The sequence below is a fragment of the Paenibacillus sp. 37 genome (assembly GCF_008386395.1).
In the GTDB taxonomy this organism is placed as follows: domain Bacteria; phylum Bacillota; class Bacilli; order Paenibacillales; family Paenibacillaceae; genus Paenibacillus; species Paenibacillus amylolyticus_B.
Genome location: NZ_CP043761.1, coordinates 6,472,702 through 6,490,759 on the forward strand (window position 1 = coordinate 6,472,702; position 18,058 = coordinate 6,490,759).

Annotated in this window: 12 protein-coding genes; 2 read left to right on the forward strand and 10 right to left on the reverse strand. The window is 47.7% G+C overall.

The genetic code is table 11. The annotated features are described in order from the left end of the window. The first annotated feature begins 2 nt into the window (after nt 1-2). Both F0220_RS27765 and F0220_RS27770 read left to right on the forward strand, forming a co-directional pair. Complete coding sequence (locus F0220_RS27765) at nt 3-1,031, forward strand: ABC transporter substrate-binding protein (RefSeq protein WP_091012840.1); 1,029 nt, start codon at nt 3-5, stop codon at nt 1,029-1,031. Between the two features lie 78 nt (nt 1,032-1,109). After that, nucleotides 1,110-2,822: an ABC transporter ATP-binding protein gene (locus tag F0220_RS27770; protein WP_105600190.1), complete on the forward strand. Its 1,713-nt coding sequence runs from the start codon at nt 1,110-1,112 to the stop codon at nt 2,820-2,822. A 90-nt stretch (nt 2,823-2,912) separates the two neighbouring features. On the opposite strand, the gene F0220_RS27775 is transcribed toward F0220_RS27770, so the two are convergent. From F0220_RS27775 to F0220_RS27820, 10 genes are all read right to left on the reverse strand, one after another. After that, the gene (locus F0220_RS27775) at nt 2,913-4,493 is read right to left on the reverse strand and encodes a hypothetical protein (protein ID WP_105600191.1); all 1,581 of its coding nucleotides are present in this window, start codon (nt 4,491-4,493) and stop codon (nt 2,913-2,915) included. Between the two features lie 200 nt (nt 4,494-4,693). Continuing rightward, the gene (locus tag F0220_RS27780) at nt 4,694-5,983 is read right to left on the reverse strand and encodes an ABC transporter substrate-binding protein (RefSeq protein WP_105600193.1); all 1,290 of its coding nucleotides are present in this window, start codon (nt 5,981-5,983) and stop codon (nt 4,694-4,696) included. Then, nucleotides 5,980-7,737 carry a sensor histidine kinase gene (locus F0220_RS27785; RefSeq protein WP_105600195.1) on the reverse strand — a complete coding sequence of 586 codons (1,758 nt, stop codon included), beginning with the start codon at nt 7,735-7,737 and terminating at the stop codon, nt 5,980-5,982. The genes F0220_RS27780 and F0220_RS27785 overlap by 4 nt, the downstream gene beginning before the upstream one ends. Before the next feature lie 92 nt (nt 7,738-7,829). After that, nucleotides 7,830-9,479: a type 2 periplasmic-binding domain-containing protein gene (locus tag F0220_RS27790; RefSeq protein WP_105600196.1), complete on the reverse strand. Its 1,650-nt coding sequence runs from the start codon at nt 9,477-9,479 to the stop codon at nt 7,830-7,832. Between the two features lie 27 nt (nt 9,480-9,506). Continuing rightward, nucleotides 9,507-10,376, reverse strand: a complete 870-nt coding sequence (locus F0220_RS27795) for a carbohydrate ABC transporter permease (protein ID WP_105600198.1) — start codon at nt 10,374-10,376, stop codon at nt 9,507-9,509. 15 nt (nt 10,377-10,391) lie between these two features. Continuing rightward, entirely contained in the window at nt 10,392-11,252 is an 861-nt protein-coding gene (locus F0220_RS27800; protein WP_374954417.1) for an ABC transporter permease, read from the reverse strand. A gap of 340 nt (nt 11,253-11,592) precedes the next feature. Then, nucleotides 11,593-13,140, reverse strand: coding sequence for a response regulator (locus F0220_RS27805; RefSeq protein ID WP_105600201.1), 1,548 nt, complete (start codon nt 13,138-13,140; stop codon nt 11,593-11,595). Between the two features lie 271 nt (nt 13,141-13,411). Then, complete coding sequence (locus F0220_RS27810) at nt 13,412-14,326, reverse strand: class I SAM-dependent methyltransferase (RefSeq protein WP_105600203.1); 915 nt, start codon at nt 14,324-14,326, stop codon at nt 13,412-13,414. Nucleotides 14,327-14,531: 205 nt separating this feature from the next. Beyond that, nucleotides 14,532-15,755 carry an MFS transporter gene (locus F0220_RS27815; protein WP_105600654.1) on the reverse strand — a complete coding sequence of 408 codons (1,224 nt, stop codon included), beginning with the start codon at nt 15,753-15,755 and terminating at the stop codon, nt 14,532-14,534. Nucleotides 15,756-15,946: 191 nt separating this feature from the next. Then, nucleotides 15,947-18,010 carry a molybdopterin-containing oxidoreductase family protein gene (locus tag F0220_RS27820; protein WP_105600204.1) on the reverse strand — a complete coding sequence of 688 codons (2,064 nt, stop codon included), beginning with the start codon at nt 18,008-18,010 and terminating at the stop codon, nt 15,947-15,949. Nucleotides 18,011-18,058 lie beyond the last annotated feature (48 nt).

The window sequence follows — 18,058 nt, forward strand, 5'->3', positions numbered from 1 at the left end:
ATATGTTTGCTGCAAAAAAACGCTCTTCCGGCTTGCTGCTTATGCTCGCCATCATTATGATTCTGGCTGCTTGTAGCAGCGGAACAGGCTCCACTGCCACCGAACAGACATCGGCAGCGGGAAGCGAAACGACAACAGCCTCTTCCGAGACGAAAACAGACACATCGTCCGGTTCGGACAATTCGAATGCTACGCGAATCTACAAGTCATTAAGCGGGGATGTTGAAATTCCGGCTGAACCCAAACGGATCGTGACGGATATGTACGTAAGTGATCTGCTTGCACTGGGTGTGAAACCTGTTGGTGCTGTTCAATATTATTTGGAAAACCCGTTCTATGCAGATCAGGTGGAGGGCATTGAAAGTATCGGTGATCGGGCAGCGGTATCGATGGAGAAGGTCATTGCCATGAACCCAGATCTGATCATTACCTACTCCGACCAGGCCAGCGAAATTGAGAGTTATCAAAAGATCGCACCTACCGTAGTGATTCCTTATGGTACATTCACCAATGTACATGACGAAATTCGGGGATTCGGAGAGCTGATGAACAAATCCGAAGCAGCCGAAGCCTGGCTGAAAACGTACGATGAACGGATTGAAGCCGCTCGTGCTAAGGTGAAAACCGTCATCAAACCGGAGGAAACCTTCTCCATCCTTGAAGTATCCGACAAGAGTTATTATGGATATGGAGACAATTTTGGTCGAGGAGGACAAGCGGTCTACAGTGCTTTGCAACTTGCCCCACTCGAAATCACAAAAAAAGAACTGATGGGTGATACCCAATGGAAAGAGATCTCGCGTGAAGTTGTTGGTGATTATGCAGGGGATCATATCTTCTTAACCGTTGGAGAGAACAATAAAAATTACCAAGGCGACTCCATCTGGCAATCCCTGCCCGCTGTGAAAAACAATCAGGTGTACGAATTACTGGAAGACCGTTACTGGTACTTTGACCCGATTGCGATTCAAGGTCAGGCTGAAGAATTCGCCGATATGATCGTAGAACGTGCCGAGCAAAATCGCAAATAACATAAGCATGAATACAGGTGTCCGGATAGGCTGATAAGCCTGCTCGGGCATTTGTGTCATATCAAGGAGGACTTACATATGCTTCGCCGTTTCATGTCTTATTATCGTCCTTACAAAAGGCTCTTTATATTAGACTTCTCCTGTGCCATCGCCGCCGCGCTGCTGGAGCTGGCCTTTCCACTTGCCGTTAACCGGGTAGTCGATCAACTGCTTCCGGCTGGAAATTGGTCCATGATCTTGGCGGCATGTGTCGGGTTGCTCGGCATCTACCTGCTCAGTTCCTTTTTCCATTATGCAGTCACCTATTGGGGCCATAAGCTCGGTATTAACATCGAATCCGATATGCGTAGAGAACTGTTCACACGTGTGCAGAAACAGTCTTTCCGCTTCTTCGACAATAATAAGACCGGGCACCTGGTCTCCCGTATGACCAACGATCTGATGGATATTGGTGAGATCGCGCATCACGGACCCGAGGACTTATTCATTGCCTTCATGACACTCGCCGGAGCTTTCGGTATTATGCTGGGAATCAACTGGCAGCTCGCTGTGATGACGTTCATCATTGTTCCGCTGATGATCTACCTGTCGCTGTATTTCAGTCGCAAAATGTCCAAGGCGTTCAAGCGCATGTTTGCAGATATCGCCGATTATAATGCACGGGTAGAGAACAATGTGAGCGGCATTCGTGTGGTACAGGCTTTTGCCAATGAAAAGCATGAAGTAGGCCGTTTCGTTGAGAATAACGAACGTTTCAGACTCACCAAACTAATTACCTACCGCATTATGGCCTGGAACTCTTCACTTAGCTTCATTCTGATGAAATTTGTATCCCTGTTTGTACTGGTATGTGGAACATGGTTTGTCATTCAAGGAAGTATGACTTACGGGGAGTTCATCGCTTTTGTAATGCTGTCCAATGTATTCCTCGGACCGATCGAGAAGATTAACTCCGTCATTGAGACGTATCCCAAAGGCATCGCCGGTTTCAGACGTTATCTGGAGCTGCTTGAGGCCGTGCCGGATGTAGAAGATACACCACAGGCAAAACCCATTTCGGATGTGAAAGGCGATATTGCCTTCCATAACGTCACCTTTTCTTATGGAGAACATAAACCCACGCTGTCTGAGGTCAACCTTAATGTTCAGGCTGGCCAGACAGTCGCTCTGGTTGGACCTTCAGGAGGGGGCAAAACGACGTTATGCAGTCTGATCCCACGTTTCTACGATGTGGATGCGGGACATATCTCCATTGATGGCATTCCGGTGAAGGAAATGACCCTGGAATCACTGCGCTCCCATATCGGGATTGTGCAGCAGGATATTTTCCTGTTTGACGGAACGATTCGTGAAAATATTGCATACGGCAAGCTAAATGCTTCCGATGAAGAAATCTGGCAAGCCATTCGCCGGGCCCAACTGGAAGAACTGGTACAATCCCAGCCAGATGGACTGGACACCATGATCGGTGAACGTGGCGTGAAACTCTCTGGCGGACAGAAGCAACGTCTATCCATCGCCAGAATGATCCTGAAGAACCCGCCTATCCTCATTCTGGATGAAGCCACCTCCGCACTCGACACCGAGACGGAAGCTGCCATTCAACTAGCCTTATCCGAGCTGGCTCAGGGACGTACAACATTGGTGATTGCCCATCGATTGGCGACCATCAGACACGCCGATCGCATCGTCGTGGTGGAGAACGGTAGCGTAGCCGAACAAGGAAGTCATGAAGAACTGCTCGCGCGTAAAGGCTCGTACAGCCGACTGCATCAAGCCCAGTATGGTTAAGTAGCATGCCCTAACATAGCAACCATCGAAAAAAACAAATACGAAATAAAAACAACCTTCCCTCTGCAAACGAGGTGAAGGTTGTTTTGTTCATTTCAGATATCCTTTGGATTTCCAGAATCGCTTCGCAAATGATTCAGCAGCGTACGGTGGCTCTCCATTCAGTAGATCTTCATTTGCTTGAATGAGCACTTGGCGTCCACGTTCGAGCAATTGAACGGCATGTAGTAATTGAGAGCCGCCTATATAATGAAGTTCAAGCAACAACGGTTCTTCTTCCTCATCCTCGTCCGTCTGAGCCGAGTATTCAATCAACACACTTTCCGAGCCGTCCGCATGTTGGTGCAGGGTATAATAGTATTTCTCCACCTGCGTCTCCCCTTGAGCATCCACATACTCTCTTCCAATACGAAGCATGGCTGGCCGGGGAACACCATTAGACATCTGACCTGCTTGTCGAAATGCAAAATATAACTCTCCAATCCACAGTCCGTGCCGATCATCATCATAATAATCGTCATATGGCTCCACAACAGGCAGTGCTAATAACTCATGGATCAGTTGGTTCGAAATTAAGGAACGGGCATATTGATAATTCGATACAGACTGCAACAAGGTGCTCCATCCTTGCTCGCTTAACTGTTGAATATCAGCAGGTGAGTTCTCCGAAAATACGTTCCATTCCGAATTCTCATTGTGCAGATAACGATATGCTCCTGAGATCATCCAGACAGGTTCACCCGGTTGTACGATATGTTTATTAGGAGAGTTGGAACCTTGATCTGCTGGCTCCATCTTAAGCAACAATGCACAGTTATGATCATCCTGAAAATACAGACTGCGGAAATACCCCTCCGTCTGCTCATCTCCATAGACCGATACTCGGCAAAATTGCTCGTCCAACCAAAATTCATAGCTGTTCAGTAACTCATCGTCCTCTCTTACAGGTAACAAAGATGGGTGAGTAAGACGCTCTATGTTCTCTGCGGTAACCCGATGATCTTCGAAACAATCCGGCACATCTGGCTCTGATTCATAAGCATGAATGTACTTTCGGTTGATTACAGGTTGTCCCTGCTGCAGCCTCTTTAACATTTCTTCTCGCCAAGGAAACGGATCTGTATCTTCATCAATCACACATTCAGGAACCAATAACGCCAACATGTCAAAGCCCCGCCATGGTCCGAGATCCTCCCATTCTTCAAGCTGACGCTTCACATTACACTGTCCTTGAACCTGAATCGTATATTGCTCGGTACTTACCAACAATCCACCTTCTACATTCCCTCTCACTGTCAATTCTCCATGGTTATAATCCCCCCAGAACATATCCTCCACATAGAGATTACCTGTAATATATATTTCCTGCCCACCCACGATCATATAGGGCGTTATGAGATTCCCAAGTACAACCAGATTTGAACTGGCCGCGTCGGAACTTGTATTTCCAATATAACGATCCACTGTCAGATTCCCTTCAACCAAGATCAAAAAAGGTCCTTCATCCAACAACAGTTCGCTGATATGAAGATCACCAGAATGTAACCATACCTCCTCGGCTTCAAATTCACCGTTGTGCGATTCATTCTGAGTGTACATCCAACTTTCCTGAGGCAACTTCGTTTGTATATCTGCAAAAGACACTTTGTGACCTATCTGATGTATGGACATGTCCTGACACTCCTCATCCATTAATATATGGATAGAATCTATCTAATCTACAGATAGGACGACTACCCATTTTCATTATACTAGAGGAAATATCCACCATACTATAACAAAAACCCTCACCCGAGTAGAATGAAGGTTGAGCTTGTGAACCACAACAGCCCAAAGCCTATTAAATACATATATGATCTAGTCCATTCTTATTACTTCCCACCCAGAATTGCGTTTGCCCGCTCACGGAAATTTATCGCCGCCTGCTCAGGCGTAATTTTGCCAAACAACAGCAGATCATACAACTCACGCAGCACCGCAGTGACCTCAGGTGCACCTACAGGATCAGGCGGGTCCATCTGGCTGCTGTGTTCGGCAACCCAATCAATATAATCAAACACCTGCGCCAGCTCCGGTTCTACCACCAGCTTCATCCGCTCTTTGACACTGGACGAGACAGGCACCCCCCGCTCCCCTTTGAGCAACAGATTGGCATCCAAATCATTCACAAAAAAGCTGATAAACTTGGCAGCCTCCTCCTTATGTCTGGAATTACCCGCCATGGAGAAAAACATGCCTGGCTTCAAGAACAATCCCTCCTGGCTGTTTGGCCCAGGCATTGGAGAGATGGTTAAGGGTTTGCCATAACGCTGAGCGGTGCTGATAAATTGGTTGGAATACCCCCAGCTAAACAAAGCCTCTCCCAGATAAAACGGGTCGTTATCAGGCTGGCCAATATCTGATGTCCAGATATCCGGTGCAAAAATAAGCTTCTTCTCTGCGAGCTGCTGCATCCTGCCAAAGTACTCAATAAACAGCCCATCATCCTCATAACCCAACCTCTTGCCATCCTCCGCGTACAGCTTGGAACCATACTGTCTCAAGTAATACGCGAAAAACTGTTCCGGCGTGAAATAGGTTCCCAGATAGATGCCTTTCCCCAGCAATTGCTCGCCCATACGGTCAAAATCCGCCCATGTCCACGTATCCGTTGGCAATTCAATATCATTGGCCTTCAACACTTCCGGATCATAGATGCTAAGCATGGCGTTAACCCCTAAACTGAGACCATAGGTTTTACCATTCAGGCTTCCACTCTCCAGCTGTTCCTTCTCAATATCTGTCGTGTCAATCAGTCCGCTCTGCATGTACGGCGTCATATCCTCCAACAGTTGCAACGAACTGTACTGGGACAGATAGGAGATGTCCATCTGGATAATGTCGGGCAACGCATTGCCTGCCGCATGAGGGGCAAGTTTTCTCCAGTATTCGTTGAAACTGCTATATTCGTATTCGATGTTCACATGTGGGTTCAACTTCTCATACAGATCGATAACGGCGATCGTTGCATTGTTGCGAAACTCCCCACCCCACCAAGCGATGCGCAACGTTATCGGCTCTTCGTCAACGATCATGCCTGGCCTTTGATCCAGTTGGCTCACGCAGCCAGGAAGAGTCAGCAGAAGACAGATCACGCCTATGGTTCGCAATAATCTTCTCACGGCCTATCCTCCTTACCTAGTGATGGGGGTGGCAGCAGCACCGTTACTCTCGTTCCAAGCCCTGGCTTGCTCTCCAGTAGAACATCATATTCTTCGCCAAAAGCCAGACGTACCCGCTCCCTGATATTCAGCAAACCAATACCTGTTCCTCTGGTCTTCACTTCACCGCGCAGCACTTGTTCCACATATTCGGGTTCCATGCCGGGACCGTGATCCTCCACGATCAGGGCCAGCTTGCCACCTGATATCTCGGCATACACTCGAATCAGACATGATCCAACCTGTGGTTCCAATCCGTATTGAATGGCATTCTCCAGTAATGGCTGTAGGGTTAACTTGGGAATGGCACATTCCAGATAAGGAGCAGGCACATCCAAGCGGAAATCCAGCCGCTGCCGGAAACGGTAGGTCTGAATGGTGATGTAATGGCTGACGATCTCCAGCTCTTCGGCAAGGGTGATGATATTTTGTTTGAAGCTGATGGAGGAACGCAGCAAATACCCGAGTGACAGCACCATACTGGAGATTTGCTCCTGCCTGTTCTTTTTGGCAAGCCAATGGATTGAATCCAGCGCATTATACAAAAAGTGTGGATTGATCTGCGCCTGAAGCGCCTTAAACTCCGTTTCTTTAATGACCAGCTGGCTTGCATAATTTTCTTTGATCAATGTATTAATATGTGTAATCATCATTCGATACGTACGCTGTAATAACCCCAGTTCATCCATGTGCTGGTGTGTTGGAATGGACAGATTGGCATCCATATTCTCCAGATCCCCATACTGAACCTCCTTCATCTGACTGATAAGCTGCCTGATCGGCCTTGTCAGACTGCGCGCGAACACCATACCAAGGGCGAGGACAACCAGAATGGCGATAAGATATACGACAATCAGACTATTTTTCAACCATATGATACGTTCAAAAATCTCATCATAAGAGGCCATATTATAATAAACCCAGCCGGTATAGCCGGATTTTTTCTGGGAAAGGAATATCTCCCTCCCATCCAGATTTTTGACCTCATATCCCCCGCTGCCCGGAAGTGGATTCAGTCCCGCGGACACCGCATCTGGAAGCTGGCGATAAGGATACACCACCTCACTGCCTGCTTTTAAAATAATGTCACTGTCCTGGCTATCGATGCCCGCATACTCCTCGACGAGACGCTCGATATTAATACGCAGAAACAGTATGCCTACCGGTTCCAGGGTCATCGGTTCATAGGCACGCACTTGACGCACCATAACCAGCATCGGGTCATCGTCATCAGGGTATAACCAGCGCACTGCACCATTGGCCTGCTCCGCAGCCGCAATCATCCGATCATATTTTTCCTGGGATACGGTTAGTGTCTCGCCATATTTATTCACTCTTCCCCTGGAATCAATCAGATGAACGGACTGCACATAACGTGCAGCCCCACTGATATGCTCCCATAACCGATCCGTGATCTTTTTTCGTTCAATAAAGCTTGAATATGCGCTATCGTCATCCAGCAACGACTTCAAGGCTCTTTGAATCTGCGTATCGGAGATCATGTTCAATGATAACGCTTCCAACTTCTGAAGTTCAACATCCACTGTAGACGAAGAAAGGTTCAGAAGTCGGGAAGACTTATCAAACAGCTGTTTGTCATACACCGAGTACGTATAATACAAGGAACCAAACGCCAAGATGATCATAAACGCCATCATGACCATGATCATCAGAAACATTTTCATTTTGATGCTGAGTTTGCGGTAGGCTTTCATGACCAAAGCGCTCCTTTGAACCACGTGATACTACTAGGTATATCACATGCAGGAAGGTTTTCCCAAAGTTTTAGCGCTCGATTTCTCACGGTTTATTTGGACTGATATCGGTCATAGGCCGCCTGATGAACCTCAATCGCCCGGTCAATGTCCATGCTCTTGATGGTTTCGGTCATCTTGTCAAATTCAGTGATTGGTTTCTGTCCGCTAATGATGGCTGTCATTGTCTCATTTAGATACGTATTCACCTGGCTCATGATGGACGTACTAGTGGTTACCTCTTCTGTAGACAAGCGAATTGGGGGAAGTGTTAAGGCCGAGCTTGCTTTCATCCATTCCGCATTCGCTGCACGCTGTCCATCGTCAAATAATAAGGCATCCAGGTAACGGCTATCCTGATTGATTGGACCGTCCATAATGGATAAGGCATAGGATGCCAGTGCCTGATCATACGTCAGACCGTTCGGATTATCAATGATGGTATCTGTGAATTTCACACCTTCTCCGTCCCGAACATAACTGTCATTTTCGATACCAAAGTTGAACAGATTACTACCCTCTTCGCTATAGTTATAGTCCATCCACTGCACAATATATTTCAGTTTATCTTCGTCTGCAGAAGCCGTAATAGCCTCACCATAACTTAGGACCTTATTCTCCAGATTGAAGGTAGCATAAGAAGTTCCATCCGGAGATACGGGCCACGGTACACCGGTTACGTTAAAGTTCGGATCGGTATCTCTCATCAGATTGAAGTATTTCCCCATACCACTGAATACACCGCCCTGATATGCGCCTGCCAGGTTGCTGGTGACTTTATAGTCGAACGCTTTGCCGTCATTGGTCATGATCTCGGGATCAATCAACCCTTCCTTGTACCACTTGGCCATGGTCTCCAGAAAATCACGGTAACCCGGCTGAATCGGTCCAAACTCCACCTTGTCTCCATTCAACTGGAAGCCACCAATGACACCAAAGGCCGCCGCAAAATCATGGAGCTTGGTTAGGTTGCCCGGTCCCCAGTTGCCGGTGAATGGCAGCTCATCTGGCTTCCCATTGCCGTTAGGGTCCTGTTCCTTGAATGCCTTGAGTACCGTATACCACTCATCAATGTTGGTAGGTACCTTAAGGTTCAATGCATCAAGCCAGTCCTGGCGCATAATTAAACCGGAAGTGGCATTCAGCTTCAATGCATCCAGCTTCAGCAGCGGGAACATATAGATCGTGCCATCGTCGAGTGCAATCTGTTTCTTCACATCTGGATCGGATTCAATAATCCGCTTCAAGTTCGGTGCATAACTGTCGATCAATTCATTCAGCCGGATGATGCGACCGTCTTTGATCATTTTTTCCGGTCCGCCAACGGCATCCGCCCAGTTATAATAAATAACGTCCGGCAGCTCTTTTGTGGAGATCAACAGATTGAATTGGTCACGCTGTTGTCCAAGCGGAGGATGTGTAAACTTCACTTGGATGCCCGTCAACTTCTCCTTTTCCTTGTAAGCGGCCATATCGCCAAAGTTGTTCAAGGAAGCTGTCAGTTTGGCGTCATTGGCACGCCAGTAGTCAATGGTAAATGGCTCACTTGTAATCGGTAGCGGTATCTCCGTCAACGCCTGAACCGCAGGTTCTGTTCCTTCTGCCGGCTCTGCGTTACCTGGTTCATTATCCCCCGTACAGCCCGCCAGTAAAGACATGGTAAGTAGTGATGACAACAGGATGGACCCCATTCTTTTTTTCACGTAATTCGCCTCCATAGGATACATTTTTTATTGTTTCACAGCACCGATTAGAGCGCCCTGAACAAAATAACGTTGGATGAACGGATATACCAGCATAATCGGCAGCGTGGAGATAATAATGGTCGCATATTTGATGTTCTCCCCAATGGCAAAGCCGGTATCGGCGCCAGCACCCATGGCCTCCGTACTGCTGCTGATCAGAATATCACGCATAATAATCTGAATCGGATATAACTCCTGACTGCGTAGATAGAGCATTGGCCCGACATAATCATTCCAATGGTCAACCGCATAATACAGCATCATGACCGCCAGGATTGGCTTTGACAAAGGCAGTACGATTCGGAACAAAATCAGAAAGTCATTGGCGCCATCAAGCTTCGCCGATTCGATCAGACTGATCGGAATACCTTCAAAGTTTGTTTTCATAATGAGGAAATAAAATGTGCTGATGGCACCCGGAATAATAAGCGCAAAACGGGTATCCACCATCCCGAGATTTTGAATCAGCAGAAAAGTCGGGATCATGCCCCCGCCGAAAAACATCGTGAACGTAATCAACTTCATCAACGTTTTTCTGCCCATCAGATCACTGCGTGATAACCCATACGCTGCCAGCGAAGTCATGAGCAGATTGATGGCTGTACCCACCACAACATAGAACAAGGTGTTCATATATCCCGTATAGATGCGAGTATCCTGAAATACCGACTTGTACGCTCCCAGCTGGAACCCTTCAGGAATGAGCATCAGTGACCGGGAACGCAGCATCTGATCCGGATCGCTGATGGAAGAATTGAACACGTACAGCATCGGGTAAAAGCATAAAATCATGATGACCAAGAGCAGCAGGGTATTAAATACATCAAAAACTCGTTCCCCTATAGACTGTTTCATCGCTTCACCTTCCAATTACCAGAGACTGGTTGAGTTAAGCTTTCTGCTGATTGCATTCGCAATAATGAGCAGCGCGAAATTAATGACGCCGTTAAATAGTCCGATGGCGGTTGAATACGTATAGTTCCCCTCCAAAATACCGGAACGATAAACAAAGGTGGATATGACATCCGATGTCTCATAGGTCGGTGCCGTTTGCATCAGTAATATTTTCTGAAAATCCGCGTTCATGACCGCCCCCATACGCAGAATTAACATGATCACAATTGTGGGCATGATGCCCGGCAGTGTAATATGTAACAGCTGTCTCCAGCGGCCTGCGCCGTCAATTTTGGAAGCTTCATACAACTGAGGATCAATACCACTTAATGCTGCCAAAAAGATAATCGAGGCCCAGCCTGCGCCCTGCCATATGTTGGACAGGATGTACATCGGACGGAACATATCTTTTTCCGCCAAAAACATAATCGGCTGCAGATCAAAAAAGTCACGAATGACGTTAAATAACCCACCGTCCAGAGATGAGAACGTTTTCAACATTCCAACCACAACGACAACCGAGATGAAATGCGGCATATAACTGATGGTCTGTACTGCACCTCTGAACCACTTCTTCCGGACTTCATTCAGTAGCAGTGCTAGTAGAATCGGAGCCGGGAAACCAAACACAATACTGTAAAAACTCAAAATCAGTGTGTTCTTAATCAGTCGCCAGAAATAATAACTTTCAAAAAACATGGTGAAGTTGTCAAATCCGACCCAATCGCCTGCCAAGATTCCTTTGATCGGGTTGTAGGATTCCTGAAATGCCATCAGTAGCCCGTACATTGGCCCATAGCTGAAAATCAGATAGTAGGCTACCACAGGAACGAGCATCAGATAAACGTATCTGTTGCGGACAAGTTCCTTTTTCACCGAACTCCATTTGCCAGCTGGCTTCAAACGCCCAGGTTCAATCCCCCGGCTTCGATTCAGCTCCATCCACTCAACCTCCACTCTCGATGTTCATTCATTCACATGACACTTCTAATGATAGAATCGAGCGCCTTTTCTTCCCATGCTCATTTCCGATAAATGGATGTTCAAAACCGAGTTCCGTCCGACAAAAAAAGACCCTGCTGCCGTTGAATGGCGTACAGGGCCTGATCATAAATCAGATGTGAGTCGATGTGGATCGGAGATAAAGGAAGCTATGTAGAAGCGACAGCAGCGCTGTCTAGGGTACTTTTTTATACTCGGAAGGGGAGAAGCCCGTATATTTCTTGAACATTTTGCTGAAATACGGCCAGTTGGCACCAAACCCCGTCTGCTCGGCAAGCGAGGATACCGTGCAGTTCCCGTCCTGCTCCAGAAGCTCCAACGCTTTGCGAATGCGGTAGCTTAACACATAGTTCGTAAATTTCTCACCAGTTTCTTTCTTGAACATTTTGCCAATGTAGTCTGGATTCATGTATATTTCCCCAGCGATGGACTGGAGTGTCAATGTCTCGTCCTGGTAGCGCTTCTCTACCAGCTGTTTCACACTACCTACCATCTGCGATTGTCTCGAGCGATGTTGTTCGTAGCGGCGCAGCGTGATTTCCTTGGCAACGGCAAGCAGAAACTGTTGAAAAGAATGCAGGGTGCTGGATTCAATCATGCCTGGCAACTGGTCCATATACCTTTTCATCTCGGCAGAGCCGCTGAGTCGAATCATCTCCATAAACATCTGAATAAGATAGGACTTTGTTTGGGATATATCGTATCGCAAGCTGGCAAGTATCTGAAACATCCGGTTCAGCTCTGATCCGACTTCCTGCCAGTGTCCCGCCTTGATTGCAGTAACCATCCGCTCCGGATCGTATTCGAACTCAGGAAGAATGCGCTCTCCGGGAGAGTAAATATCCCGCTCCATAATGAGACTGCCCTCACCGAGGTAAAAGCGGTAATTGAGATAAACTAGCGTCTGCATGTACAAATGGCGTGCCTGCGAAAGATCTCCTGGCTCGCTCAGGGCAATCGTGAGATCGTCATGATAATATCGGGTAAATGTGGCGCGAATCTCATCGATATTATGGAACAACTGCGTTTCAGACAACTTGTCCTCCATAATTAGTAGCACATGCCTTCCAACCGTGGCACTTAAGATGGGATTGTGAAAAATATCCTCGGCAATGTTCTTCACCGCGAACAAGTGCAAATACTCATGATCCCCCTCGATCTCTACCAGCAGCAACCGCACACGTTGATCCTGAAACTGTACATCGAATAATTCCTTGAAATACTTCCATTCCTTGACCCCATAGGTTCTGTTGGTCACCAATTCTTTCAGAAAATATTCCTTGGCATGTGGCAGTACACGCTCCAGATTATATTGGATCGACTGCACAAAACGCTCCTGATCGGTCAACTCTCGCTTCTCACTGACCAATTCACTAATAGCCTGTACAAGATGCTCTTCACTGCAGGGCTTGAGCAAGTAGTGCTTCACCCCATACTGCATGGCGGTCTTCGCATATTCAAACTCCGTAAAACCCGTGAGCATGATGAATGAGATATGCTGATACTTCTCTGCCACAGCTTCAACCAGCTGTAATCCATCCATTCCCGGCATGCGGATGTCCGAGATGATGATATCCGGGCGTTGCTGCTCGATTGAAGCAAGCGCTTCCAATCCATCTTGAGCAATACCAATCAGTTCTGTTCCTAATCGGGACCAGTTCACCACACTGGAGATCCCGTCCGAAATCATAAATTCATCATCGACCAACAAAACCTTGTACATCGTATGTATCCTCCTGCCTTTAACCAGTTCCATTCTATTATATGGGCATTATGCACAAATAGAGGGGAGGACGTTGAATGACATGGAATCGTACCCTAACAAGTCTGATTTCTGAACATTTGTATCACGTGTGATGTTATTGGCTACAGAATCATGGTTTGTGTTGGTCCTTTGATCAAACCAAACAACCTTCACCCTGCCACAGGGTGAAGTGTTTGCCGCTGCTATGCAAATACGGGCTATATAGGTGACCATACATGCCCGGATCGATTTATTTTTTTACTGCGTGAATGAAATGTATCGTTTCAAATGCCCTTAGATGATCGATTCGATCCTGGAAAAACTGTTCCTGAATCGCCTCGGGAGTCAGATGCTCATAAATAAGCAGCCCTGCTTCATCAAGCAAGGTCTCCATCTCCACATATGCGTAGCCGGATTGCATCGGCTCACCACCCATTGCAGCCAATTTAATCATATTTTCAACCCGATTAAACATCCCTTTTTCCTCAAAAAGGTGCTCATCTGCATAATCCAGAACTATAGAGCTTCCGATTGGCAGGTTCGCAAACACATGACGAATCACGTTAAACAGATCATTTTTGGGCAAATAATACGAAACACCCAAGAGGCTAGCCAACGTCTTCCGTTTCTTCAACCCTTCAAGAGTCAAGCTGTCATTCGAAAGCTCGCGAGTAAAATCCATGGGTACAAAGTGAAGATTGTTCGGAATGGTCAGCTCGGCCTGATTCAGCCGCTCCTTCTTGAATTGCTGTGTAGCCGGATAATCCACTTCAATGATATCCAGCGTGTCCTCCAATTCCGGATGCCTCAAAGCAAACGTATCCATCCCGGCGCCAAGAATGACTACCTGCTTCAATCCCAACGCAACTTCATGCAAAAGTACATGCTCACAGTAAGCGGCCCGAGCCAGAGTTATTGGAGATAACTGTACCTGGGTAATCCATTTTAGAACCTTTTCCGGGTCGTCCTTGAGCTGGTGAGCCATATCCGGGTTGAAAAAATGAATGCCTCTAACCATGTTATTGCTGATATCTGAAAACTCTTGAGGAGAGATCAGCAATCTCGCCATAAAATCATCAAAAATGAGGGGTCTGTCATGTTGGCTGTGATAGGCTCGGCCAAAAGTCGAAATCAATGATGTGATACTGGATTCATTTTGCTTCATACTTATTCCTCCCGTACAAACAAAAATAAGATTCCCCTGGCCAGGAGAATCTTATTATATACGGAATATTTTTATATGTAAATTATAGCATAAATATATTTTTTTGTCAACTGTAATTTACGGATGAGCAGACAGATTACAGTGGATTTACCGTCCACTTCAACGCGTTCTTCCTTCCGCATCCTCTCCAACACGATGAGATCTGTTAGGCGTCCATCCCATACTCCTTCACTTCACGATTACGGTTCAACACTGCATGCAGCACAAAACCAAGTACAGCAATAGCTGCTGTGCCTGTTGCCAGCCACGCTACAGGAATAAGTCCCTGTTTGTCATACATAACCCCCATCGCGTAGGGTCCGATAACCCGTCCAACAGCACCAATTCCACCCGATATCCCGATGTAAAAAGGGGCTGCCCTGCCCGCATGCTCGGAGATAAATGCTGGTGTTGCAGGGGAGATCAGCATCTCTCCGAACGTGGCGAGTACCATTGCGAGCACCATGCCCGGATAGCTGTACATGGTAATCATGACGATATAGGCCATGCCATAGAATACCGCACTCGCGGTCATCTGCGCAGTGGAGGTACGGGCCATGGTCCGTTTCACCCAACTGGTGAAAGGTTGGCCTACAAAGATCAGCACCCCGTTCAGGGTCCAGAGCAGACCATACATTCTTTTTTCCATACCCTCAGAAATGATATACGGGGACACACCTGTGTTCCAGATGGAATTGCCGAATAACAGGAAGAGCACGCCCAAGCTCATAAACAGATATAATCGGGTATTACCCAGCAATGCCCAGACGCCCGGCCCATCGGGAACGGTTTTGCGTTTCGTCAGATGTACTTCCCCCTGATCCGGTTCAACCCGAGACAGATAATACCAGAAGAAAATTGCAAACCCAGCTGAGGTTACCCCGTTCAGTACAAAGCTGAGATGATAGGAAAAGTCAGCCAGAAAACCACTGAGCGCCGTACCAATCGCTACCCCGATATTGTTCGCCACATAGATAACATTGAATAATTCACCGCGTCGCTCCGCAAATCGGAAGCCAATAAAGGCCTGGATCGCTGGCAGCGACAATGAACTAAATAGACCAATCCAGCCCATCGCACATATAAATACGACCCAATACGCACTAATCCAGGGCAACGCAAACAAACCTAACGCATTAAGCGCCAGTGAGCCAATAATCAGTTTCTTTACGCCTACTCTGTGGTACAACGAACCTCCGAGCAACTGTCCGAAGATGCCACCCAGGGACTGAATCAGGATCACAAAACCCGCGTTAGCCATCGTCCGTCCAAGCTCATCAAACACATACATGGTGGTCAGCGGCCACATCAGTGCACTGCCTGTTGCGTTAACCAGACTTGCTAATAAAAATATTCTCACTTCTTTTGGATAGTTATCCAGCCATCTCATCATCGTTAATTCATTCTCCTTAGTACCTCTGCACAAACAAAGAGCCATACAAAATAGACCTTTGCCCTGACGGCTAACCATAACCAGCCAGAGCGAAGGTTTTATGAAGTGTTACATCTATTGCACTTTAATCCTGCTCAAATTCTAGCCTTTGTTCATCTTACCTCAAAAAAATCACGCTGCAAGCACACTCATTGACGCTTCACTTCAACAGTGGCCGAGAAAAAGGTCGCCCCGTTCCCCATGTCCGACAAGCGATTGGACGTCAGTGAATTCGCTCGCTGCTTCTTGCCGTCACCATCCCACCATAAACCTTGGCTGATGACGGTTCCCGGCAGCATGGCTTCACTCACCTTGGCTGTAAGTTCGATACGCCCACGATCATTCCATACGACTACTGCATCTCCATCCTCCACGTTTCTGCGGCTAGCGTCCTCAGGGTGCATTTGCAAAAGAGGCATCTTTTCCAAACGCTGGTGTTTGGCTGAATTGCCAAAGGTGGAGTTCAGGAAATTATGGTTCGGCGGCGATAGGAACATCAGCGGATAAGTATCGGCAGGTCCAGCCGGATTCTCCCCATCATATCCTTCAATCAGAGCGCTATAGGTAGGGAGCGGCGGAAGCCCTCGCTGTTCCATCGTCTCCGAATACAACTCGATTTTGCCTGAAGGCGTAGGCAGCTGATCCAGAAATGCAGCATGTGGTGTCATATCCAGCTTCACGAATCGGTGTTCCTTCAGTCCTTCTAACGTAACTCCATTCATGTAAGGATTGCCTGTATCCTGGAGTGCATCCTTAATCATCTGCTCCGGTGTTTCTCCGAAGATTGCAGGATCGTACCCCATAGCCTGCCCAAGCAGTGAGAACAGTTCCACATTACTCTTGCTCTCCCCAATCGGTGCAATCACCGGCTCTTGCAGATGAACGTACTGATGCCAATAAGAGGTGTACAGGTCCGTCGCTTCAAATGAAGACGTGGCTGGCAATACAATATCTGCATATTTCGCGGTATCCGTTATGAACAGATCGTGTACAACCGTGAACAGATCTTCCCGTGCAAAACCTCGCTCCACCCGCTCGGTATCCGGTGCCACCACCAGTGGATTGCTGCAGTAAACCATCATTGCCCGGATTGGCTGCTCTGCTTCCAGCAACGCTTCCCCAATCCGGTTCATGTTCACCACTCGCGGCTCCGGATTCTGCCGCAGCTCCGGACGTTCGAGCGCGTCGCTATTCGTGCTCGCGTAGCTGTTGGTGCGAACGGCACCGCCGCCTTGCTTCAGCCATTGCCCTGTAATAGCAGGCAGACATGCAACGCTACGCACGTTCATCCCCCCATTATCATGGTGCTGAAGGCCGTTGCCGATGTGAATATGGGCTGCCTGTGCGTTGCCATACAGTTCGGCCAGCTCCACAATGGTTTCCTCCGGCACGCCCGTAATACGTGCAACACGTTCAGGAGTGTAACTGCGGACATGATCACGCAGTGCCTCATGACCCACCGTATACTTTTGCATAAACGCTTCATCCGTTAGTCCCCGTTCGAACAACACATGCATCAATCCTAGCGCCAGTGCACTGTCCGTGCCCGGATACAGCGGAATAAACCAGTCGCCCCACTGTGCGGTACGATTGCGATGAACGTCGATTACGACGATCTTGGCGCCTTTCTTACGGGCTTTCTCCGCCAAAACGACTTGGTGCATATTTGTACTGACGATATTGCCACCCCACACCAGGATGAGATCCGCGTGTTCCGTATCTTCCGGCAACGTTCCCCGGTTGGCCCCCATCGTATATTTCCAGCCCGTATTTCCGGCGGCATTACAGATCGTCTGCTCCAGCACACTTGCACCTAGTGCATTGAAGAAACGCCGATCCATACCGTCTACGCCGAGAATGCCCATGTTACCGTAAAAGCTGTAGGGCAGGATGCTCTCCGGGCCGTAGGTTTCGGACAATGCAGTGAATTTGGTCGTAATCTCGCGAATCGCTTCATCCCAACTGATTCGTTCGAACTTGCCTTCACCTTTGGCTCCTACACGTTTCATCGGATATTGTAGACGCTCGGGGTGATACACCCGCTCAGTCATATTTCTAACTTTATTACAAATGGCACCCTTGGTGATCGGATGATCCGGATTGCCTGCCACCTTCACAATTTTTCCGTTCTCTTTATGTAATAACAGACCACAAGTGTCCGGACAGTCGAGCGGGCACACCGCCGCAAATACACCATTCTCCTGATCGATCATCGTAAGGCTCCCCCTCTTCAAAAGCTATCCCTATATCATATCTTCTTC